The organism is Pseudomonas sp. B392_1p (assembly GCF_052245235.1).
Taxonomy (GTDB): domain Bacteria; phylum Pseudomonadota; class Gammaproteobacteria; order Pseudomonadales; family Pseudomonadaceae; genus Serpens; species Serpens gallinarum.
In genome coordinates this window covers 118,290-140,922 of the sequence record NZ_JBQPXM010000011.1, presented here as the reverse complement: position 1 = coordinate 140,922, position 22,633 = coordinate 118,290, and the positions used below count along the sequence as shown (strand labels likewise).

General features: G+C 57.5%; 19 protein-coding genes and 1 tRNA gene. 7 read left to right on the top strand and 13 right to left on the bottom strand.

What is annotated here, in order from left to right:
* Positions 1 to 145: 145 nt before the first annotated feature.
* The 4 genes from ACTV8E_RS15955 to glyA all read right to left on the bottom strand — a co-directional run bounded on the left by ACTV8E_RS15955 (position 146) and on the right by glyA (position 4,644).
* On the bottom strand, positions 146 to 883 hold the full coding sequence (locus tag ACTV8E_RS15955) for a hypothetical protein (RefSeq protein WP_443200155.1): 738 nt from the start codon (positions 881 to 883) through the stop codon (positions 146 to 148).
* Between the two features lie 214 nt (positions 884 to 1,097).
* On the bottom strand, positions 1,098 to 2,537 hold the full coding sequence (locus ACTV8E_RS15950; protein WP_443200154.1) for a hypothetical protein: 1,440 nt from the start codon (positions 2,535 to 2,537) through the stop codon (positions 1,098 to 1,100).
* 100 nt (positions 2,538 to 2,637) lie between these two features.
* Entirely contained in the window at positions 2,638 to 3,072 is a 435-nt protein-coding gene (locus tag ACTV8E_RS15945; RefSeq protein WP_443200153.1) for a GIY-YIG nuclease family protein, read from the bottom strand.
* Between the two features lie 318 nt (positions 3,073 to 3,390).
* The gene (gene glyA / locus ACTV8E_RS15940) at positions 3,391 to 4,644 is read right to left on the bottom strand and encodes a serine hydroxymethyltransferase (protein WP_443200152.1); all 1,254 of its coding nucleotides are present in this window, start codon (positions 4,642 to 4,644) and stop codon (positions 3,391 to 3,393) included.
* 597 nt (positions 4,645 to 5,241) lie between these two features.
* Between glyA and ettA the strand changes: the two genes are divergently transcribed.
* Positions 5,242 to 6,909 carry an energy-dependent translational throttle protein EttA gene (gene ettA, locus ACTV8E_RS15935; RefSeq protein ID WP_251837043.1) on the top strand — a complete coding sequence of 556 codons (1,668 nt, stop codon included), beginning with the start codon at positions 5,242 to 5,244 and terminating at the stop codon, positions 6,907 to 6,909.
* A 264-nt stretch (positions 6,910 to 7,173) separates the two neighbouring features.
* Positions 7,174 to 8,517 (top strand): NADP-specific glutamate dehydrogenase, encoded by a 1,344-nt coding sequence (gene gdhA / locus ACTV8E_RS15930; RefSeq protein WP_251837042.1) that lies wholly within the window; start codon positions 7,174 to 7,176, stop codon positions 8,515 to 8,517.
* Positions 8,518 to 9,174: 657 nt separating this feature from the next.
* Here gdhA and ACTV8E_RS15925 read toward each other — a convergent pair.
* Both ACTV8E_RS15925 and ACTV8E_RS15920 read right to left on the bottom strand, forming a co-directional pair.
* A tRNA-Asn gene (locus ACTV8E_RS15925) sits at positions 9,175 to 9,250 on the bottom strand.
* A 121-nt stretch (positions 9,251 to 9,371) separates the two neighbouring features.
* The gene (locus ACTV8E_RS15920; RefSeq protein WP_443200151.1) at positions 9,372 to 10,568 is read right to left on the bottom strand and encodes an amino acid aminotransferase; all 1,197 of its coding nucleotides are present in this window, start codon (positions 10,566 to 10,568) and stop codon (positions 9,372 to 9,374) included.
* A gap of 218 nt (positions 10,569 to 10,786) precedes the next feature.
* On the opposite strand from ACTV8E_RS15920, the gene uvrB reads away from it, so the two are divergent.
* Positions 10,787 to 12,808 carry an excinuclease ABC subunit UvrB gene (gene uvrB / locus ACTV8E_RS15915; RefSeq protein ID WP_443200150.1) on the top strand — a complete coding sequence of 674 codons (2,022 nt, stop codon included), beginning with the start codon at positions 10,787 to 10,789 and terminating at the stop codon, positions 12,806 to 12,808.
* Between the two features lie 118 nt (positions 12,809 to 12,926).
* On the opposite strand, the gene ACTV8E_RS15910 is transcribed toward uvrB, so the two are convergent.
* The 5 genes from ACTV8E_RS15910 to ACTV8E_RS15890 form a co-directional block, all read right to left on the bottom strand.
* Positions 12,927 to 13,469, bottom strand: a complete 543-nt coding sequence (locus ACTV8E_RS15910) for a hypothetical protein (protein WP_443200149.1) — start codon at positions 13,467 to 13,469, stop codon at positions 12,927 to 12,929.
* Positions 13,470 to 13,626: 157 nt separating this feature from the next.
* Positions 13,627 to 14,805: a vWA domain-containing protein gene (locus ACTV8E_RS15905; RefSeq protein ID WP_251836837.1), complete on the bottom strand. Its 1,179-nt coding sequence runs from the start codon at positions 14,803 to 14,805 to the stop codon at positions 13,627 to 13,629.
* A 22-nt stretch (positions 14,806 to 14,827) separates the two neighbouring features.
* Complete coding sequence (locus ACTV8E_RS15900; protein ID WP_443200183.1) at positions 14,828 to 15,226, bottom strand: GFA family protein; 399 nt, start codon at positions 15,224 to 15,226, stop codon at positions 14,828 to 14,830.
* 19 nt (positions 15,227 to 15,245) lie between these two features.
* The gene (locus ACTV8E_RS15895) at positions 15,246 to 16,091 is read right to left on the bottom strand and encodes an AAA family ATPase (protein ID WP_251836835.1); all 846 of its coding nucleotides are present in this window, start codon (positions 16,089 to 16,091) and stop codon (positions 15,246 to 15,248) included.
* Between the two features lie 177 nt (positions 16,092 to 16,268).
* Positions 16,269 to 17,339 (bottom strand): DUF748 domain-containing protein, encoded by a 1,071-nt coding sequence (locus ACTV8E_RS15890; RefSeq protein ID WP_443200148.1) that lies wholly within the window; start codon positions 17,337 to 17,339, stop codon positions 16,269 to 16,271.
* Positions 17,340 to 17,485: 146 nt separating this feature from the next.
* Between ACTV8E_RS15890 and cysK the strand changes: the two genes are divergently transcribed.
* From cysK to ACTV8E_RS15870, 4 genes are all read left to right on the top strand, one after another.
* A complete protein-coding gene (cysK, locus tag ACTV8E_RS15885) occupies positions 17,486 to 18,460 on the top strand; it encodes a cysteine synthase A (RefSeq protein ID WP_443200147.1) in 975 nt (324 codons plus the stop codon).
* Positions 18,461 to 18,802: 342 nt separating this feature from the next.
* Entirely contained in the window at positions 18,803 to 20,533 is a 1,731-nt protein-coding gene (gene aceK / locus ACTV8E_RS15880) for a bifunctional isocitrate dehydrogenase kinase/phosphatase (protein WP_443200146.1), read from the top strand.
* Between the two features lie 146 nt (positions 20,534 to 20,679).
* On the top strand, positions 20,680 to 20,811 hold the full coding sequence (locus ACTV8E_RS15875) for a PA1414 family protein (protein WP_286010314.1): 132 nt from the start codon (positions 20,680 to 20,682) through the stop codon (positions 20,809 to 20,811).
* A gap of 56 nt (positions 20,812 to 20,867) precedes the next feature.
* Complete coding sequence (locus tag ACTV8E_RS15870; RefSeq protein WP_443200145.1) at positions 20,868 to 21,458, top strand: tRNA-uridine aminocarboxypropyltransferase; 591 nt, start codon at positions 20,868 to 20,870, stop codon at positions 21,456 to 21,458.
* 56 nt (positions 21,459 to 21,514) lie between these two features.
* Here the strand turns inward: ACTV8E_RS15870 and ACTV8E_RS15865 are convergent, their stop codons facing one another.
* Positions 21,515 to 21,913 (bottom strand): YbaN family protein, encoded by a 399-nt coding sequence (locus ACTV8E_RS15865; RefSeq protein ID WP_443200144.1) that lies wholly within the window; start codon positions 21,911 to 21,913, stop codon positions 21,515 to 21,517.
* A gap of 10 nt (positions 21,914 to 21,923) precedes the next feature.
* Positions 21,924 to 22,511: a UPF0149 family protein gene (locus tag ACTV8E_RS15860; protein WP_443200143.1), complete on the bottom strand. Its 588-nt coding sequence runs from the start codon at positions 22,509 to 22,511 to the stop codon at positions 21,924 to 21,926.
* Between the last annotated feature and the right edge of the window lie 122 nt (positions 22,512 to 22,633).

Here is a 22,633-nt window from a genome sequence, read left to right as displayed (position 1 = left end):
TTGGAGAGTGAAATGGAGGCTCGCGAGCCATAACGGCGCACGAGTTTTTAAATATCAGAAAAGAGGACAGATTTATTATCCATTTGCCTGCCTGGTGTAAGATCTTGTCGGGTATAAATATGACCATATGATGCGGTTACTATCTCTAAAGTTTATCCAGTTGAGAGTTGGCATATTGACCATGGTAAGTGCGATTTATATTTAGAAGAAGGGTGTGATATCGGATGAATGCGGCTAGCTCTTCTAAAATGTCGGAGCTTGCATAATGCTCTGCTGTGAGGTCGCCTTTTTTCCATTTGAAATAGTGAGACTTTTTTGAAGGCTCGTACCTTGATGACAGGTATCCAAGTTTAATTGGTTCGTCTTCTTCGTTTGCGGGATATTCCACGATCTTAAATTCAAGTTCTCCATCGTTACCGCCAATCAAGAGCTGCACCTCGAGGACGGAAATAAATGCGGTTACTATGTCGAAATAAATATATATGTCATCAATTTTTGGTATTTGATAGTCGTGCTCTAATCTGTTTCTTATAGTGTTTATTCGGCTAAGTGAGTACTTGCTGAACATTCCGCATCTCTCAATAAAGCCAAGCTTTTTGTCAATTCCTAGCTTTCTTTTTTTGTAAATGCTTAATAGGTTTAACGAGAACAGAAATATGTCTATTTGACAGTCAATAGCTCGCTTGAGGTTGGATATGCAATTCACTATGGATTGATTTGAGCTTAAGTCTTTTAACTCTGCCTCGGCGAACTCAAGGAACTCACGAGGATGTATTTCATATTCCGGTAAATCCACTATGTGTCCGCTGCTTCCACTCACTGAAAGGTTATAGACATGCTCTTTCAGGAAGGCTCTAACTTTTTGAGATTTTTCAGTTGGCATCTGTCTAAATACTCTAGCGTTGGTATGGGGTGTGTAGAAAGGGGGGTGGATTTTTTTCGCGCTTACCACTGAACCTAAAAAAGTCGATCATTTTTATCTGCCTCAGAAAGAGTTGCTTAAATTTCTTAGAATCAACTCAATATTTCCTTTTCATGTAACGTCCAGTTCAGCGAGCAATTGGAGCTAAGCGTAAGTTTTCCGCCGCAGCTTTTTGTTAAGCTCTTTTACTTGCTGATGCCTTTTGATTTCCATCGATGTACCAAATATCAGATGCCTTGCCATGATCTTTTATAAATTCATTTCGTAGTCTCTGGACCTCACCGTATTTTTTTCCAATCCCACCAATATCAATAATTAGGAAAATACCTAAATCGGTATCATCAGCTTTTTTGTAGATTTCTAGCTGTTTCTCATACCCATGCACTAAGCTACCATTAGTAGATAGTTTGATTTCAACTACCAGCTTGGAATCGAAGCCTTGCGAAAGTTTGAAGTCTACAGGTCCATTACCTGAATCTGCCTCAGGTGTTAAATCAATATTGTTTGCCTTACAGTAACTATGGGCAACCGCAAAGAAAAGCCGTTGAGATGCCTTTTCCTTTCTAGGCTTTCCATTTTCATCCCATAACTCTTTCCACAGTCCCTTATTTTCAATTAGATCCTGAAACTGCTCTAGTATCTTATTTACTATTTCTACTACTTCTTCGGGTTGTAGTTTTCTATTGGAATAATTTGATAAGTCGTATGGATAATCATTAGCTGTTCTGTTTAAGAGTTCGGTCCAGAATGACTCACCATTTCTATCGCTTTTAAAGTTGTATGGCGTCGGGTTAACTTCACGGATCATATCCATTACTTGCTGGAAGGCTTCTTTGCTTCTTAGCGCAGCCTCCTTTAATCTCTGTTTATCCTTTTTGCTCATCGTGGCCCAAATTTCACCTACGTGGTCGTTAACCCTTTCTCTAAGCTCTTCATTTTCCCTAACAACTCTTGAAATGTCGCTCCAATCCGAGGCTATCGGTAGGTCACGGACTATATCATTAGGTACAAATATTAATGGCTGATCCGTATATGGGTTAATAACCAGGGCATGCGTGTCAGTTCCAATTTTAAAGTTTTTAGTCGGTATATTAAGTGTCTGGTTGATTCTGGCGGAGAAGGAAATTAGATCTTCTAAAATTATATTGGTTGTCATGTCGCTTATTCGGTCAGGCCCAATGCCCTCCTCGAATAGTGCTAACGCCATAAAAAGATCAATGTCTTCAACGCCGAGCGCGACAATCTGTGAGGCAGTATCCAATGTGCTGGACACTAAATCCTTTCCGAACCCAGAACCTTTAACAGTTGTGCCATACCCTAGACAGGTCCAGCTTATTTCAGAGAAGCGGAATAGTCTTTTAGCACTCCTCCAAGGAGCATCATCTTTAGTCTTAGATACAGCTAAAAGCTTAATGATCTTCTCAAATCGTGCTCTATATGACTGATAAGCGCCGTCTCTAATCTCTTCGTGAGTACTATGTTCTAGTAGTAGAGGGTCTATAAATACTAAGGTATCTGTATTAAGCAGCACATTAACAACGCCCAGCTTATCCAGTACAGCAGAGTCCACTCCGAATTCACTCGAAATTGTAGCTGGATTTTTTATTTTCCCCATTTGCTATTCCTTTACGCCAGTATTCCTAGCTGCTGGTTTGGAGTCTAAAGGTGAGCTTTAGCCTATCCTAGTGAGCGAAGCGAACGATTTGAGCCGTTTGTTAGACAGAACTCATGCTGTTTAGGATTTCTTCTACCTTTCCCATTTTTAAGTCTTCATTTTTAAATTCAGTAGGGAAACGCTTATATAAATTAAGGAGGCTTTTCATTTCAAGCAGTTCTGATTCGAGTGGGTCGTCAGTACCATGAATTAACCTATTTATGGGGGCTTGAGCTTCAGATAGCTCAATTTTGAAGAATTCACGATCTTTAGCTACGCGACAAAATTCAAGGCGGGAATGGATACGCGACTCCCACTGCGAGGGGTTTTCGACGAACCAGGATTCTTCTACATAAAAAGGAAGTGGTATTGAGGTGCTTGAGGAAAGCTCACCGGCCCTAATATTGACGTCGGCTTTTTTAGTGTGTCCGATCTTAATGAGCCCTGCTAGCGCGGGGTTGGACAATAGATATATATGACCGATTTCAGATTTCATGGTCGTATATTGGCCTAACAGTGATAGATGCGCGCAGTTTTAAAAAAACAGCGCTGACCGCTACATAACCCCGCCCCAGCAACACCTCTGCTGGCAAATTCCCTATTAAATTCAGTGTGTTACTCAAAATCCCAGCCTCCCTGCCCGTAATAAAAACGCATCCTATCTAACGGCCCGAAATATTCGCCGACTAACCCACAGACTATTTTCCAAGCCGAAGCTACTACTTCGCCACCAGTGCTGTCCATCCACCCAATTTCCACTAGGCAATAAAAAACCCGGCATCGCTGCCGGGTTTTTTTCGTTTCCGCGTAGGGCTTACTTGCCGTATACCGGCAGCTTGGCGCACACGGCCTTGACCTTTTCACGCACGGCGTCGATCACCGCTTCGTTGTTCAGGTCGGCGAGGATATCGCAGATCCAGCCAGCCAGTTCGCGGCACTCGGCTTCCTTGAAGCCGCGAGTGGTCACGGCCGGGGTGCCGATGCGCAGACCGGAGGTGACGAACGGGGAGCGCGGGTCGTTCGGTACGCTGTTCTTGTTCACGGTGATGAAGGCGCGGCCGAGGGCGGCGTCGGCATCCTTACCGGTGATGTCTTGCTTGATCAGCGAGAGCAGGAACAGGTGGTTCTCGGTGCCACCGGAAACCACGTCGAAGCCGCGCTCGATGAACACCTGAGCCATGGTCTGGGCGTTCTTGACGACTTGCTTCTGGTATTCCTTGAATTCCGGCTGCAGGGCTTCCTTGAAGCAGATGGCCTTGCCGGCGATCACGTGCTCCAGCGGGCCGCCTTGGGCACCCGGGAATACGGCGGAGTTCAGCTTCTTCTCGATCTCGGCATTGGCGCGCGCCAGGATCAGGCCGCCACGCGGGCCGCGCAGGGTTTTGTGGGTGGTGGTGGTAACCACGTCGGCGAACGGTACCGGGTTCGGGTAGATGCCAGCGGCAACCAGACCGGCCACGTGGGCCATGTCGACGAACAGGTAGGCACCGACCTTGTCGGCGATTTCACGGAAGCGCGGGAAGTCGAGGATCTGCGAGTAGGCGGAGAAGCCGGCAACGATCATGCGCGGCTTGTGTTCCACGGCCAGGCGCTCGACTTCGTCGTAGTCGATCAGGCCTTGGTCGTTGATGCCGTACTGCACGGCGTTGTACAGCTTGCCGGAGCTGGAAACGCTGGCGCCGTGGGTCAGGTGGCCGCCGTGGGCCAGGCTCATGCCCAGGATGGTGTCGCCAGCGTTGAGCAGGGCCAGGTAAACGGCGCTGTTGGCTTGCGAGCCGGCGTGGGGCTGGACGTTGGCGTAGTCGGCGCCGAACAGTTCTTTGGCGCGGTCGATGGCCAGTTGCTCAACCACGTCGACGTATTCGCAGCCGCCGTAGTAACGCTTGCCCGGGTAGCCTTCGGCGTACTTGTTGGTCAGCACGCTGCCCTGGGCTTCCATGACGGCCGGGCTGGTGTAGTTTTCCGAGGCGATCAGCTCGATATGTTCTTCCTGACGCTGAGCTTCTTGCTCCATGGCGGCATAAAGGTCGGCGTCGAAACGGGCGATAGTCAAATCACGGCTGAACATGGCGGTCCCCTGGAAATCAGCTGGCGGAGGAAAGTAAGCCGCGCATTCTACCCTATCCTCGGATTCACGGCATATGCAGGCACATTCATATGCAGCGCGAATGCGCTTCACGTTGATGCCTGCTATCAGGGTCTGTTCCCGTTTCGGCGCGAGCCGCGTTGCTGCGCCAAATGACGCCAGGCTAGGCGCGGGACGCAGGCGATGGTTATTCCCTTGCCAAGTCACGCAACGCCGCATGGCGTCATTTGCCGCGCAACCCGAAGGGACGGGCCAGTTTTTGCGCGATACAGCGTTTCTCGTCGCTTATTTGGAACGACCAAACTGCGCGACTCGTGCCTTGTCTCGCGCAAAAACTGGCTCCGTCGCGGCACGTGCGCGAAACGGGAGCAGACCCTAGCCTAGCGTCGCAAAAACGTTCCGGCAGCCGCGGTCGGTTTGCCCTGTACGGCGCATTCCGGTAGCTTTACCGGATGCGCGCGGCAGTCCTGTCGGTTCTTGCGCAATCCCCCGCATGCGCGACACCGAAAGGGTGCATATCAGGCTATCTGCCTCCTCGCGCTTGCCGATATCCCTGAATTTTTGAATCCAAGGTCAGTCATGGCTCAGTACGTTTACAGCATGCATCGGGTTAGCAAGGTCGTTCCGCCGAAGCGTGAAATTCTCAAGGATATTTCCCTGTCGTTTTTCCCCGGCGCCAAGATCGGCGTGCTCGGCCTCAACGGCTCGGGTAAGTCGACTCTGTTGCGCATCATGGCCGGTGTCGACACCGAGATCGACGGTGAAGCCCGCCCGATGCCGGGCATCAATGTCGGCTACCTGCCCCAGGAGCCGCAGCTCGATCCGCAGAAAACCGTGCGCGACATCGTTGAAGAAGCCGTAGGCGAGATCAAGCAGGCCCAGGCCCGCCTCGACGAGGTCTATGCCGCCTACGCCGAACCGGACGCCGACTTCGATGCCCTGGCCTCCGAGCAGGCCAAGCTGGAAGCCATTATTCAGGCCTCCGACGGTCACAACCTGGAGCGTCAGCTGGAAGTCGCCGCCGACGCGCTGCGTCTGCCGCCGTGGGACGCGAAGATCGAACACCTCTCGGGCGGTGAAAAACGCCGCGTAGCGCTGTGCCGCTTGCTGCTCTCGGCGCCGGACATGCTGCTGCTCGACGAGCCGACCAACCACCTGGATGCCGACTCGGTGGCCTGGCTGGAGCGCTTCCTGCACGATTTCCCGGGTACCGTGGTGGCAATCACCCACGACCGTTACTTCCTGGATAACGTCGCCGGCTGGATTCTCGAGCTCGACCGCGGCCACGGCATTCCTTATGAAGGCAACTACTCCGGCTGGCTGGAATCCAAGGCCGCGCGCCTGAGCCAGGAAGCCAAGCAGGAAGCCTCCCACGCCAAGGCCATGAAGGCCGAGCTGGAGTGGGTGCGCCAAGGCGCCAAGGCTCGCCAGTCCAAGTCCAAGGCCCGTCTGCAGCGTTTCGAGGAAATGCAGTCGCAGGAATTCCAGAAGCGCAGCGAAACCAACGAGATCTACATCCCGGCCGGTCCGCGCCTGGGTGACAAGGTCATCGAGTTCAATAATGTGTCGAAGGGCTATGGCGACCGCCTACTGATCGACAACCTGAACTTCAGCGTGCCGAAGGGCGCCATCGTCGGCGTGATCGGCGGCAACGGCGCGGGCAAGTCCACCCTGTTCCGCATGATCCTCGGCAAGGAACAGCCGGATTCCGGCAGCATCGAGATCGGCGATACCGTGCAGCTGGCCAGCGTCGACCAGAGCCGCGACAGCCTGGACGGCAACAAGACCGTCTGGGAGCAGGTGTCGGACGGCCTGGACATGATCAAGGTGGGCAACTACGAAGTGGCGTCGCGCGGCTATGTCGGGCGGTTCAACTTCAAGGGCGCCGACCAGCAGAAGTTCGTCAAGGACCTCTCTGGCGGTGAGCGTGGTCGTTTGCACATGGCGCTGACCTTGAAGCAAGGCGGCAACGTGCTGCTGCTGGACGAACCGTCCAACGACCTCGACGTGGAAACCTTGCGTGCGCTGGAAGATGCCCTGCTGGACTTCCCGGGCTCGGCCATCGTGATTTCCCACGACCGTTGGTTCCTGGACCGTATCGCCACGCACATCCTTTCATATGAGGACGACGGCAAGGTGGTGTTCTTCGAGGGCAACTACACCGAGTTCGAAGCTGATCGCAAGAAGCGTCTGGGCGACGCCGCGGCACAGCCGCATCGGGTGCGCTACAAGAAGCTTACCCAGTAAGCGGTACTTCGGATGGGATTCAAAATGGGGCCTGCTTGGCCCCATTTTGTTGTGTCAGTTTTAATGCTGTGCGCTTTTGTCGCACCTGCGCGCCTATGCAGCACGACCTCGATTGTTGACTAGGCTTTTGCGGAGGCGATTTACAAGTTCGCACCATAAAGTTTCATAAAAACGACATTTTGCACTTCCGTGGTGACTTCTTGCTTGATAAAGTCTCGCCCCTAAATTTTTCAAGCCTATGGCAAATTTCACTGGAAGCAGCACATGAGCATCTCAGTAGATTCCTTCCTAGACCGTCTGAAGCGTCGTGATCCGGACCAGCCTGAATTCCACCAGGCGGTCGAAGAAGTGCTGCGCAGCCTGTGGCCCTTCCTGGAAGCCAACCCGCATTACCTCGAAGCCGGAATTATCGAACGCATTGTCGAGCCGGAGCGCGCCATCCTGTTCCGCGTACCGTGGCAGGACGATCAGGGGCGTACCCGCGTCAACCGTGGCTTCCGCATTCAGATGAGCAGCGCCATTGGCCCGTACAAGGGTGGCCTGCGCTTTCACCCGTCGGTCAATCTGGGCGTGCTCAAGTTCCTGGCCTTCGAACAGGTGTTCAAGAACTCCCTGACCACGCTGCCCATGGGCGGCGGCAAAGGCGGCTCCGACTTCGATCCGAAGGGCAAGAGCAACGCTGAAGTCATGCGCTTCTGTCAGTCGTTCATGACCGAGCTGTACCGTCACATTGGTGCGGACTGCGACGTCCCGGCCGGCGATATCGGCGTCGGTGCCCGTGAAATCGGTTACATGTACGGGCAGTACAAGCGTCTGGCGAACAACTTCACCTCGGTCTTCACCGGCAAGGGCATCTCCTACGGCGGCAGCTTGATCCGTCCGGAAGCCACCGGCTATGGCTGTGTGTACTTCGCCGAAGAAATGCTCAAGGACCGCCGCAAGGGCGGCATCGACGGCAAGCGCGTGGCCATCTCCGGCTCCGGCAACGTTGCTCAGTACGCGGCCCGCAAGGTCATGGACATGGGCGGTATCGTGGTATCGCTGTCCGACTCGGAAGGTACGCTGTTTGCCGAAACCGGTCTGACCGATGAGCAGTGGGATTACCTGATGGACCTGAAAAACGTCCGTCGTGGTCGCATCCGCGAGATGACTGAGCACTTTGGTCTGCAGTTCCTCGAAGGCCAGCGTCCCTGGACTCTCGCGTGCGACATCGCACTGCCATGCGCCACCCAGAACGAACTGGACGCCAACGACGCCCGCACGCTGTTGAAGAACGGCTGCTTCTGCGTGGCCGAAGGCGCCAACATGCCTTCGACGCTGGACGCGGTGGACCTGTTTATCGACGCCGGCATTCTGTACGCGCCGGGCAAGGCATCCAACGCCGGCGGCGTAGCCACCAGCGGCCTGGAAATGAGCCAGAACGCCATGCGCCTGTCCTGGACCGCCGGTGAAGTGGACGAGCGCCTGCATGCGATCATGCAATCGATCCACCACGCCTGCGTGAGCTACGGCCGCGAAGAAAACGGTTTCGTGAACTACGTGAAAGGCGCCAACATCGCCGGCTTCGTCAAAGTCGCCGACGCCATGCTGGCCCAGGGCATCGTTTAAGCCCGTCGTTTAGTGATCCACAAAAACCCGGCCATGTGCCGGGTTTTTTGTTGAGTGGTCGAGCAAGTTCGGCCTGCGTAGAAGTGCAGCAACGCGTTGGTAGTTACTAATCGTAGGGTGGATCGCGCTTCATCGATCCACCGGCGGGGTCATGGTGGATGTAAAAAACGACATCCACCCTACAAGCCACCTATAAAAAGGAGGGCTGTAACACAGAGGGTGCTGATGAAACGTAGGGTGGATCGCGCTTCATCGATCCGCCGAGCGGGGTCGTGGTGGATGTAAAAACGACATCCACCTACCAGCTACATATAAAAAAGGAAGGCGTATAACGCAGAGGGTGCTGACGAATCGTAGGGTGGATCGCGCCTCATCGATCCACCGGCGGGGGTCATGGTGGATGTAAAAAACGACATCCACCCTACAAAAGCTTTGAAGCCGCGCTGCCCGCACGTTGAGTTCTCGCAGGCATAAAAAAGCCCCGGTATTAACCGAGGCTTTTGAATTTGGCTCCGCGACCTGGACTCGACAGCGCAGCTGAACGCGCTTCAGCGCGGCCCCGAAGGGGTGAGGCGCAGCCGAATAGCCTGGGACGCAGTCCCTGGTGAGAGTCCGCAAGCAATAAAAAAGCCCCGGTATTAACCGAGGCTTTGAATTTGGCTCCGCGACCTGGACTCGAACCAGGGACCCAATGATTAACAGTCATTTGCTCTACCGACTGAGCTATCGCGGAACAACGGCGCGTATGTTACTGATTCAAAAAAGGAAGTCAACAGGCTTTTGCCGGTTGCCGTGGCTCTCAACACCAACCTGACCGAGCAGGTTGGTGTTGAGCCAAGCGAAGCCTCGAGGCGTCAGATTACGGCCTTGATGGCGTTGAGCACCGGGCCGAGGTTGTTGCGGTTCAGTGCGGCGACGCAGATGCGTCCAGTGCCGATGGCGTAGATGCCGAATTCGGTACGCAGGCGTTCGACCTGTTCCGGGCTCAGGCCGGAGTAGGAGAACATGCCACGCTGGCGGGCAACAAAGCTGAAATCACGGGATGCGCCCATTTCAGCCAGGCCCTGCACCATGGCCATGCGCATGCCGCGGATGCGTTCGCGCATTTCAGTCAGCTCGGCTTCCCACAGGCTGCGCAGCTCTGGGCTGTTGAGCACGTTGCCGACGATGGTGGCACCATGGGTCGGCGGGTTGGAGTAGTTGGTGCGAATCACGCGCTTGACCTGGGACAGCACGCGGCTGGTTTCTTCCGGCGAGTCGGTGACGATCGACAGCGCACCCACTCGCTCGCCGTACAGCGAGAAGGATTTGGAGAATGAGCTGGAAACGAAGAATTGCAGACCTGACTCGGCGAACAGGCGTACCGCTTCGGCATCCTGATCGATACCGTCGCCAAAGCCCTGGTAGGCGATGTCGAGGAAGGGCACGTGCTCTCGCTCACGCAGCACCTCCAGCACGGCTTTCCAGTCGTCCAGGCTGAGATCGACGCCGGTTGGGTTGTGGCAGCAGGCATGCAATACAATGATCGAACGGGCCGGCAGTGCCTTCAGATCGGCGAGCATGCCGGCGCGGTCAACACCCTGGCTGTCCGCATCGTAATAGCGATAATTCTGAACCGGAAAACCGGCGGATTCGAACAGCGCGCGGTGGTTTTCCCAGCTCGGGTTGCTGATCGCCACCACGGCGGTGGGCAACAGGCGCTTGAGGAAGTCGGCACCGGTTTTCAAGGCGCCTGTACCGCCCAGCGATTGGGTCGTCACTACGCGACCTTCGGCAAGCAAGGACGAGTCTTCACCGAACAGCAGCGTCTGGACTGCGCTGTCGTAGCTGGAAAGGCCTTCAATCGGCAAGTAGCCGCGCGGTGCATGGGCGGCGAGGCGGGCCTTTTCGGCTTCGGCAACGGCGCGTAGCAGCGGAATTCGACCTTCTTCGTTGTAGTAGACGCCCACCCCCAGATTAACCTTGGTGGAGCGCGTGTCGGCATTGAACGCTTCGTTAAGACCCAGGATAGGGTCACGCGGTGCCATTTCTACAGCAGAGAACAAACTCATGATGACGGAGCTCGAAGAGGAAGAGGGGAGGACGCCGCATCACCCTGCCGCCGTAAGGCACTAGGGCGCTGCGCAAACGGGGTCGTATTATAGACACCAAGTCCGCTAGCTGCGATATGTTGCTAGGGGTTTCGAGCGGCCTTTATCCCGATGGTTCCCAGCAGGGGAGCCGCCCGCCATGGGATTTGCCGCACGATGGTTCACCAATTGAGGTTTTCATGTCCGAGTCCGCGCTGCAACTAGTCACCCGTTTTCAGCCCGCTGGCGATCAGCCCGAGGCCATCCGCCAAATGGTCGAGGGTCTGGAAGCCGGGTTGTCGCATCAGACATTGCTCGGGGTGACCGGCTCAGGCAAGACCTTCAGCATTGCCAATGTCATCGCTCAATTGCAGCGTCCGACCATGGTGCTGGCGCCGAACAAGACCTTGGCCGCGCAGCTCTACGGCGAGTTCAAGGCGTTCTTCCCGAACAATGCGGTGGAGTATTTCGTCTCCTATTACGATTACTACCAGCCCGAAGCCTACGTGCCCTCTTCGGACACCTACATCGAAAAAGATGCGTCGATCAACGACCACATCGAGCAGATGCGCCTGTCGGCGACCAAGGCGCTGATCCAGCGCCGCGACGCGATCATCGTCACCACCGTCTCGTGCATCTACGGCCTGGGCAGCCCGGAGACCTACCTGAAGATGGTCCTGCACGTCGATCGCGGCGACAAGCTGGACCAACGCGAACTGCTGCGTCGCCTCACCGAACTGCAATACACCCGCAACGACATGGACTTCGCCCGTGCCAGCTTCCGGGTGCGCGGCGATGTGGTGGACATCTTCCCGGCTGAATCCGAGCTGGAGGCGGTGCGCATCGAGCTGTTCGATGACGAGGTGGAAAGCATTGCTGCCTTCGACCCGCTGACCGGTGAGGTGATCCGCAAGTTGCCGCGCTTCACCTTCTTCCCCAAGACCCACTACGCCACGCCGCGCGAGACTCTGCTGGATGCAATCGAGCACATCAAGGCCGAACTCAAGGACCGCCTGGAATACCTGCGCGGCAAGGACAAGCTGGTCGAGGCTCAGCGTCTGGAACAGCGCACGCGCTTCGATCTGGAGATGATCCTCGAGCTGGGCTATTGCAACGGCATTGAAAACTACTCGCGCTACCTCTCTGGCCGTGGTCCCGGCGAGCCGCCGCCGACCCTGTTCGACTACCTGCCAGACGACGCCTTGCTGGTGATCGACGAATCCCACGTTTCGGTACCCCAGGTGGGCGCCATGTACAAGGGTGACCGGTCGCGCAAGGAAACCCTGGTGGACTATGGCTTCCGCCTGCCCTCGGCACTGGACAACCGGCCGCTGCGCTTCGATGAATGGGAGTCGATCTGTCCGCAGACCATCTTCGTGTCCGCCACGCCTGGGCCCTACGAGGCCGAACACGCAGGGCGGGTGATCGAACAGGTGGTGCGCCCGACCGGGCTGGTCGATCCACAAATCGAAGTGCGCCCGGCCATGACCCAGGTGGACGATCTGCTTTCGGAGATCAACAAGCGCGTCGCCATTGAGGAGCGCGTGCTGGTGACCACGCTGACCAAGCGCATGGCGGAAGACCTGACCGATTACCTGTCTGACCACGGCGTGCGGGTGCGCTACCTGCACTCGGACATCGACACGGTGGAGCGGGTGGAGATCATCCGCGATCTGCGCACCGGGGTTTTCGACGTGCTGGTCGGCATCAACCTGCTGCGCGAGGGGCTGGACATGCCCGAGGTATCGTTGGTGGCGATTCTCGATGCCGACAAGGAAGGCTTTTTGCGTTCCGAGCGCTCATTGATCCAGACCATCGGCCGCGCGGCGCGTAACCTCAACGGTCGGGCGATTCTCTACGCGGACAACATGACCGGCTCGATGCAGCGCGCCATCGACGAAACCGAACGGCGGCGCAACAAGCAGATCGCCTTCAACGAACTTCACGGCATCGTGCCCAAGGGCATCAAGAAGGATGTTCGCGACATCCTTGAAGGCGCCGTCGTGCCCGGCGCCCGTAGCGGCAAGCGCAAGGCACAGGCCAAGGCCGCGGAAGAAAGCGCTCGCTACGAAAGTCAGCTGCGCTCGCCCAGCGAGATCAACAAGCGTATTCGCCAGTTGGAAGAGAAGATGATGCAACTGGCCCGCGACCTGGAATTCGAGGCCGCCGCCCAGGTGCGCGACGAGATTCAGGGTCTGCGCCAGCGCTTGTTGCAGGTGTAGCCGCCTGTCTTAAGCAACACTTCCTGTAGGAGCCAGCTTTGCTGGAGATCCGTTGGCATAACGTCCGCGATCGCCAACAAGCTGGCCTGTAGGCTTCATTGACTGCGGCGATACCTCTTTAGTGTGCGAACTCCGTTTGATGGGTATCGCTGCGCTCAACGCCATCCTTCGCGGCGGTACGGGCAGGACGTTGCGTTGCATGGCTGAGGCCGAGCATCAACTGTAGCAGTGGCAGGGCGGGTAGCAGGGGGAGCCACGGCGCGCCCGCGGACCACATGATGTTCCAGAACCGCCCGTCATAGGGATCGAATGTCATGCCGGCTTCCTGCTGCAAGACGCCCAAGACGCCCGTGAGAAACAACCCTGTCTGGAAAGCCAGCCCCACGCTGTACAGCGAATTGCTCCACTGGGCGAAGCGGCTGAAACGAGGTTTAGACCAACATATCAGCCACAAACCTAGAACCAGCGCGGTAAGAGCAGTCTTGGTCAGGAGGAAAACAGGAAGGCCGTCGCCCAATAACAGTGCATGCAAAGGCGAAAGTGTCTGTAGCCGGGCGAACAGAGGAATGCCCTCGCTGGCCTTCAGGAGTGCCTGAAGATCAGTGATCAGGTTTGCGAGCGTGATAAGAACCAGACTGGCGATTATGAAATTCCGTTTCATGCCGATTTCCTGGGTGAGTCCTACTCACCCGCTTTTTTAGGTTGTTGGAGGGCGAGGCCGTGGGTTGGCCTGAAAGAGTGCGCAGATACCCATCGAGCGTGGCCGCACTCCGTGATGGGTATCGCTGCGCCGTCCTATGGGCGGTGCGACTAGCCGACTACTTTGACAAGAAGCGCATGCCTTCTTCCAGCCCGCTCAAGGTCAGTGGGTACATCTGATCATTGATCAGCTCGCGCACGATGCCGGTGGAGGCGGTGTAGTCCCAGCTGGACTTAGGGTAGGGGTTGATCCAGATGAGCTTCTTGTATTTCTCCATGATGCGGCGCATCCACACGTAGCCGGCTTCCTCGTTCCAGTGCTCGACGCTACCGCCGGCCTGGGTGATTTCGTAGGGCGCCATGGCGGCGTCGCCGACGAAGACGATCTTCCAGTCGGCGCCATACTTGTGCAGCAGATCGAAGGTGGAAAAGCGCTCCGAGGTGCGGCGCATGTTGTTCTTCCACACCGACTCGTAGATGAAGTTGTGGAAATAGAAGAACTCCAGGTGTTTGAACTCGGTCTTGCAGGCCGAGAACAGCTCTTCGCAGACCTTGACGTGGGCGTCCATCGAGCCGCCGATGTCCATCAACAGCAGCAACTTCACCGTGTTGCGCCGCTCCGGGCGCATCTGGATGTTGAGCAGCCCAGCGTCTTTGGCGGTGTGGTCGATGGTGCCGTCAATATCCAGCTCTTCGGCAGCGCCTTCGCGGGCGAACTTGCGCAGCCGGCGCAGGGCAATCTTGATGTTGCGCGTGCCCAGTTCCACCTGGTCGTCGAGGTTCTTGTACTCGCGCTGATCCCAGACCTTCACTGCGCGGCCCTGGCGTTTGCCGGCATCGCCGATGCGGATGCCTTCCGGGTTGTAGCCGCCAGAGCCGAAGGGGCTGGTGCCGCCGGTGCCGATCCATTTGTTGCCGCCGGCGTGCCTTTCCTTCTGTTCTTCGAGGCGCTTCTTGAATTCCTCGATGAGTTTGTCCAGGCCGCCGAGGGACTGGATCATCGCGCGCTCTTCTTCGCTAAGCGAGCGCTCGAATTCCTTGCGCAGCCATTCCTCGGGAATCAGCGCTTCAAGGTGTTGGTCGAGATTCTGCAACCCATTGAAATAGGCGCCGAAGGCCCGGTCGAACTTGTCGAAGTGGCGCTCGTCCTTCACCAGGATCGCCCGCGACAGGTAATAAAATTCATCCATGTCGGCGAACACGACGTTGTGTTTGAGCGCATCGACCAGATCGAGCAGCTCACGTACCGAAACCGGCACCTTGGCGGCGCGCATTTCATTGAACAAGCCAAGCAGCATGTGTACCTCGAATAACGACGATTCAGTGATCGCCGCTGTACTGGGGATAGGAGTCGTGGATGCTGTACCAGTCGGCCTTGGAGGTGACGAAGATATGCTCCTGCGCTACCTGGCCCAGGGGTGAGTCCAGGGTGCCGGCCGCCACGCCCAGTTCATCTTCGCGATCGTCGACGAATTGCAGCGAGGCACCACACTGCGTGCAGAAGGTACGCGTCACCGACTCGGAGGAGGCGTAGCGACCGATCCGGTCCTCGCCCGCGATCAGGTGAAACGCCGCCCTCGGCACGCTGACATAGCTGGCAAAGGCCGCGCCATGGGCCTTGCGGCACATGCTGCAGTGACAGTGGCTCACTTCGTGAATGGGCGTATCGATGCGGTATTTCACCGCGCCGCACAGACAGCTGCCGGTATGCATGGCCAGTCCTCCGAATAGAGCGCCGTCAGCGGTTGGCGCGACGGCTCATGAAGGCCAGGCGCTCGAGCAACATCACATCCTGTTCGTTTTTCACCAGGGCGCCAGCCAGGGGCGGGATGGCCTTGGTCGGGTCGCGCTCGCGCAGGACGGCGGCGCCGATGTCGTCGGCCATCAGTAGTTTCAACCAGTCGACCAACTCGCTGGTGGAAGGTTTCTTCTTCAGGCCGGGCACCTTGCGCACATCGAAGAACACGTCCAACGCTTCGGCCACCAGCTCGGCCTTGATGTTCGGGTAGTGCACGTCGACGATCTTTTGCAGCGTCTCGCGGTCGGGAAAGGCGATGTAGTGGAAGAAGCAGCGGCGCAGGAACGCGTCCGGTAGTTCCTTCTCGTTGTTGGAGGTAATGATGATGATCGGGCGCTGCGTGGCCTTAATGGTTTCGTTGGTCTCGTAAACGTAGAACTCCATCTTGTCGAGTTCTTGCAGCAGGTCGTTGGGGAACTCGATGTCGGCCTTGTCGATCTCGTCGATCAGCAGGATGACCCGCTCTTCGGCCTCGAACGCCTCCCAGAGCTTGCCCTTCTTGATGTAGTTGCGCACGTCATGGACCTTGTCCACGCCCAGTTGCGAATCGCGCAGGCGGCTGACCGCATCGTATTCATACAGGCCTTGGTGCGCCTTGGTGGTGGACTTGATGTGCCAGGTGATCAGCTTGACGCCGAAGGCGTCGGCCAATTGCTCGGCAAGCAGGGTCTTGCCGGTGCCGGGCTCGCCCTTGACCAGCAACGGGCGTTGCAGGGTGATGGCGGCATTGACGGCCAGTTTCAAGTCATCGGTGGCGACGTAAGACGGTGTGCCTTCGAATTTCATCGGGGAGTTTCCTCGAACGGTGACGCGGGTGGAGCACCCGACGACGCAAAAAATTTGAGGGCCGACTATAGCGTGGGTGTTGGGTAGCTGTGAACGCAGGAAGGGTATTCAGTCATTCGATGGGGATATTTCGGCGGATGTTCCTACGTTCGGGCCAGATACAATCAGGCGCAGGGCTCAACCTTCTTCCAGTGCCCGCTCGAAGCGCGGCGTGAAGGCTTGCACGAAGGCATTGCGCAGGATGGCCCAGAAGGCCTGGAACGGGCTGATGTCGCGGTCCTTGATACTGCCCGAAAGTTCGATGCGGGTGGCGAACTGATCCTGGCGCTGGTTTTTCAACACCGTTTGGGTGCCGCCAACAATGGCCTCCCAGAGGCCGCGCAGAAAGCCTTTATCTTCGGCCTCCACATCCTGTTTCCAGTCGAATACCTCGACATTGTGCAGCAACGGTTTGATATAGCCGCTGAGCTGACTCTTCTCCGCTTCGACTTCCATGACTAGGTCGCCCGTGCCGCCGACAAAATCGAATTTGCCATAGGCGCGGCTGAAGTCGTTCAGGCGGGTCAGCTCGATGCCAGTGGTGCGCAGGCGCAATTCGAAGTCTTCCCAGTCGGTAAAGGGGTCGAAGCTGGCCTGTGCTTCCAAAGGCGCCTGGTCGAACAGCCGGGCGGTGCCCTCAAGCTGCGCGACCCGCCGTCCCTGGGCATCGGTGGTGTTGGTGAGATTGAGGACCGTGGCATTCAACTGGTCGGCGTAGATATTCACCGGCGGATCGGAACCGAAGTTGCGAAACGCGACCTTGCTGTTGACGATGTGCAGCTCGTTAAGGGTAATTGGCAGCAGAGCCTTGAGCGTGTCGCGCCAATCCACGCCTTCGCCGGTTTGTGACTGCTCTTTGTTTCGGGCATCCACGAAGTTCAGTTCGGCCGACACGAACTCCACCTGCGCCACGATGGCCTGGTCCTCCCAGAGCGCGCGCCAGCTCACGGCAATGTCGATCAGCGGGGCTTTGAGAAACGGCACGGGCACCTTGCCGCTGGTTTTTTCGATGTTCAGGCCATTGATTCGATAGGCGCCGCGCCACCAGGCCAGGTCCACATCCTCGACGTGACCCCGGTAATCGCCCATTTCAGCCAAGGTATCGTTGAGGTAATTGCGCACTAAAGTAGGCAAGGCCAGATGCGCGACCAACAGAACCAGCGCAACCAGCAGGAGGATCCACAGCGGAAGAGCCCGGTTTCGGTTCATGGCGTTTATCCGTCAGGATTCGTGACGATGGACATATTTTGGCGAAGCGGGTTCGGCTGGACTGACATTCGTGTCGCGCTTAGGCTGATAGTCTTCCGTCGACCATTGTTTCTCCAACCCATTCATTTAGACGCAGGCAGACCATCATGAGCCGCATTTATGCAGACAACTCCCGCTCCATCGGCAATACGCCGCTGGTGATGATCAACCGCCTCGGTCCCAAGGGCGTGACCATTCTGGCCAAGACCGAAGGGCGCAATCCCGCCTACTCGGTGAAATGCCGAATCGGCGCCAGCATGGTCTGGGACGCCGAAGAACGTGGCCTTCTCAAGCCGGGCATGACGATTGTCGAGCCCACGTCCGGCAATACCGGCATCGCGCTGGCCTATGTTGCCGCCGCCCGCGGCTACAAGCTGATCCTGACCATGCCCGCCTCGATGAGTCTGGAACGTCGCAAGGTGGTCAAGGCGCTGGGCGCCGAACTGGTGTTGACCGAGCCGGCCAAAGGCATGAAGGGCGCCATCGAAAAGGCCCAGGAGATCGTCGCCAGCAATCCCGCCACGCACTACCTGCCGCAACAGTTCGAAAACCCGGCCAACCCGGCGATCCACGAGAAGACCACTGGCCCGGAAATCTGGAATGACACCGATGGCGCGGTCGATGTGGTGGTCGCTGGCGTGGGTACCGGCGGCACCATCACCGGCGTCTCGCGCTTCATCAAGCAAACCCAGGGCAAGCGAATCCTCTCGGTAGCCGTCGAACCGATCACCTCGCCAGTGATTACCCAGGCCATGGCGGGCGAAGAGCTCAAGCCCAGCCCGCACAAGATCCAGGGTATCGGCGCCGGTTTCGTGCCCAAGAACCTCGACTTGTCGCTGGTGGACCAGGTAGAACAGGTCGGCGATGAAGAGGCCAAGAGCATGGCCCTGCGCCTGATGCGCGAAGAAGGCATTCTGTGTGGCATTTCCGGTGGCGCAGCCATGGCCGCGGCCGTGCGCCTGGCCGAACACCCGGATATGCAAGGCAAGAACATCGTGGTGATCATTCCCGATTCCGGGGAGCGTTACCTGTCGAGCATGCTGTTTGATGGCCTGTTCACCGAGCAGGAAATGGTGCAGTAACAGTCACTGCGGTTCTAGTGTGGGGTCGACGTGGCCCGGTGGAGACTCCGTCGGCCGATGTGAAATCGGCCCCACACCGTATTTCTTCGCACCGCCCCAGAACACGCAGCAGAATGTGGTTGGTCGTACACGTAACTCGCCGATGTGTCGTCGAGTTACGCTGCGCTGGTTGACGCACGGGCAACTTGGGCCGACTTCATGTCGGCAGCGAAGCTTTGCCGATCGATGAGCAAGCGGTTGCGAAACCGCGGTGCCGCAACGCTTGGCGCAACCGCTGCTTGCCGCCCGTCTTGACGACTGGCTAAGCTCCGGCTTCCATTCGCCACCACAGAGACGTGATCCATGGCGCAGCAATGGCCGGTAGCCGATATCGCGCGTTCTATCCTCGACGGTTTCGACGACTATCGGGAGCATTTTCGTCTGATCACCGACGGTGCCCGCCAGCGCTTTGAACAGGCGCAGTGGCAGGAAGCCCAAGTCGCTTCGACCGCGCGCATCACCCTGTACGAAGAAAAAGTCAGTGAAACCACTGCCAAGCTGCGGCCGTTGTACGGAGACGCTTGCTTGCTCGATGTGCACCTGTGGCCTCAGGTCAAAAGTGCTTACATCGAGTTGATCAATCCCCGCTTAGACGATGAGCTGGCAGAAACCTGGTACAACTCGATCTTCTGCCGTTTGCTCAGCCATGACTGCATCAGCGATGACACCATGTTCGTGCACACCACGCGACCGGCGTTGCATGCACAGATGCGTGTCGTGCAGACCCGCATTTACCATCCGCGGGGCAATCTGCCCGGCATGCTGGAAGAGATCTTTAGCCACTACCGCTTCGATGCGGTGTACGAGGATCTTCCGGGCGATATCCAGCGCCTGGAGGCGCAATTGCGCTACTGTCTGCCGGATTGGGTTTGCAAGGATGCCGGGCTGACCGTCGAACTCTTTTGCTCACCGCTGTACCGCAACAAGGGTGCGTATCTGGTTGGGCGAATCTATACCCACGACGAGCAGTGGCCGCTGGCAATCGCCTTGATTCATCGCGAGGATCAGGGCATCAAGCTCGATGCGCTGATTACCGATGAGGCGGAAGTCTCGATCATTTTTTCCTTCACCCGGTCCTACTTCATGGTCGATGTGGCCAATCCGGCGGAATTCGTTGGCTTTTTGCAGCGCATCCTGCCGGGTAAACACATTTCCGAGCTGTACACCTCGATCGGCTTTTACAAGCAGGGCAAGTCGGAGTTCTACCGGGCGCTGATCGATCACCTGGCCAATGTCGATGACCGTTTCGTCATGGCCCCCGGCGTGCGGGGGATGGTGATGAGCGTGTTTACCCTGCCTGGCTTCAATACGGTGTTCAAGATCATCAAGGACCGGTTTTCGCCGTCCAAGAGCGTTGACCGCGCCACGGTCATCGAAAAGTATCGCCTGGTGAAAAATGTCGATCGGGTCGGGCGCATGGCGGACACCCAGGAGTTTGCCGATTTCCGTTTTCCGGTCAGCAAGTTCGATCCGGAATGCCTGGCCGAGTTGTTGGAGGTGGCGCCGTCCACGGTGGGGGTGCAAGGCGACACGGTGTTGGTTCGCCACTGCTGGACCGAGCGGCGCATGACGCCCCTCAACCTCTACCTCGAGCAGGCCAGCGAGGCGCAAACCCTTGATGTGCTGGAAGATTACGGGCTGGCGATCAAACAGCTGGCCGCCGCGAATATCTTTCCCGGTGACATGCTGCTGAAGAACTTCGGGGTTACTCGCCATGGTCGTGTGGTGTTTTATGACTACGACGAGATCAGCTACCTCACGGAGGTAAATTTTCGACGCATTCCGCCACCGCGCTACCCAGAGGATGAGATGTCGGCTGAACCTTGGTATTCCGTGGCGCCCAACGATGTCTTTCCGGAAGAGTTCCCGCGTTTTCTGTTTGTCGATCTGACGCAGCGCAAGCTGTTCGCCAAGCTGCATGGCAACCTGTATGACGCGGACTACTGGAAAAGCCTGCAGGACGCCATTCGTGCCGGCAAAGTCATCGACGTGTTCCCCTACCGGCGCGGGGAGCGGAACGAGGCGTTGCAGTAGGCCTCTTTTAGGCCTCACCCACTGCAGACCGCCCTCTAGTCAGACGATGGTGTGGCAGTCCGGAGGTAAGGGCTAGACTCTGGGAGAGGCAAGCGGGCCGCTTGGTAGTCGGCCGACTCGTTCCATGCAGTCTCGGAGGGTGAGTTATGAAAGCTTGGTGCAAGCAGTTGATTGACAACCTCGGTAGGGCGCTCGGCATGCTCGACGCGCCTCGTCTGCAACCTGTGCCTGTGCGTGATGACGGGCCGCGGCAGGGCAAGGCTCGCCCCGCACGTTGATTGGGTCTGGAAACGGGCGGGGCTGTGGCACACTGCGCACCCTTGCAGGAGATGCCATGCCCCGGCCAACATGTTCACAGTGCTGTCGCCCCCTCGCTTATTGTTTATGCGCACTTGTGTCGCGCCTGGACAGCCGTACCCGCGTATTGATCCTGCAGCACCCGAGCGAAGCCGGACATGCCTTGAATACGGCCCGGTTGGCGGTTCTTGGGCTGGAGAATGCCGAATTGCGCATAGGCGAGCACTTCGCTGACCTGGCGGACCTGTTGGCAGATCCCGGCTACGACGCTCGCCTGCTATTTCCAGGCGACGAGGCGGAGCTGCCCAGCCAGCAACGCGCTGAGCAACGTCCGTTGTTACTGGTAGTGCCCGATGGCACCTGGCGCAAGGCGCGCAAGCTTTTGTACTGCAACCCGCTGCTGGAACATCTGCCGCGTCTGACCCTGCCCGAGGGGCTGGAGTCGCGTTACCGCCTGCGCAAGGCACCGAAAGTCGGGGCCTTGTCCACCTTGGAAGCTATCACCGAAACCCTCAATCGCCTGGAAGCACCCCGGCGCTTCGATGCCCTGCTGCGACCCTTCGAAGCACTGATCGACGGGCAGATCGCCGCGATGGGTGAAGGAGTCTTCCAGCGCAATCATGGCTGAGCTGTGGGAGCTCATCGCTGGCGAAGCGCGGATATCCAAGGACGCCAGGGGTAGGCTCAGCGCATTGGCAGGGTTTTCTGTCGCAGGATATAGATCGTCACCAGCACGGCGCTGCTCAGCATGGCGATGCGGGCCAAGGGGATATTTACCAGCCAGCAGGCGAACAGGATGCTCAGCCACATCAGCACAAGGGTATAGATCTTGCCCTTAAGGGGAATTCCCTGGCCGTCGAGGTAGTCGCGAATCCAGGGGCCGAGGCGCGGGTGGCCAACCAGCCAGGCATAAAAACGCGGCGAGCTGCGCGCGAAACAGGCAGCGGCCAGCAAGAGAAAAGGTGTGGTGGGCAATACCGGCAGGAAAATACCGATGACGCCCAGGACCACGCTCAGCCAGCCCACCGCCAGCAGGCCATAGCGAATCCAGGGCGAACGGCCCGGCATGCCGGAGTCGGTCATGCCGGTGCGATCAGTTCTGGCGTGGCTTGAGCAGCGAGGGTTTTTCCTCGGGCGCCTGGCAAAGCAGGTAAAGGGCGGTGAGCAGTTCGGGGATCTGATCAATCATGCTGTCGACCAGTGCGCGGTCGGCGGCAATCTCCTCGAACTCGGGCTGCTCTTCGAACAAACCGGAACCGACCATGATGGGTAGCAGCAGCTCGCTGACTTCGTCTTCCGAGTCCTCGAACCACACGGCTTCGCGCATGAACACCCCTTCCATGAAGCCGATGCACCAGCCACGCAGGTCGGACTCGTCCGGCTCATCACCCAGATCCAGGTCGCAGGGCAGCTCCATGTCCTCGTCGCTGGCCAATTGGCGGGCGATGTAGGCCTTGAGCTGCACCAGGCTGGTTTCGATTTCCTGGCGTTCGGCCTCGTCACGGTAATGCGGTGGCTCGGCGAACAGCGCATCGATCCATTCGCGATCCGGAACCTGCTGCGGGCAGATGGACAGGGCGGTCAGGTAACCGTGGGCGGCCACGTAGTCCAGCGCTTCCTCATGCAGGTCGTCGGCATCGAGGAAGGTTTGCAGGCGGGACAATTGCTCGGCGAAAGACATACGAGGACTACCTTGGAGAGGGGATAGCGCGGATTCTAGTCCACAGGGCGCCTGCAGGCCACAGGCATAAGGTCGCTCACGGTTAGGCAACTGCTTAGCGGCCTGAAGCCGGTCGCGACCTC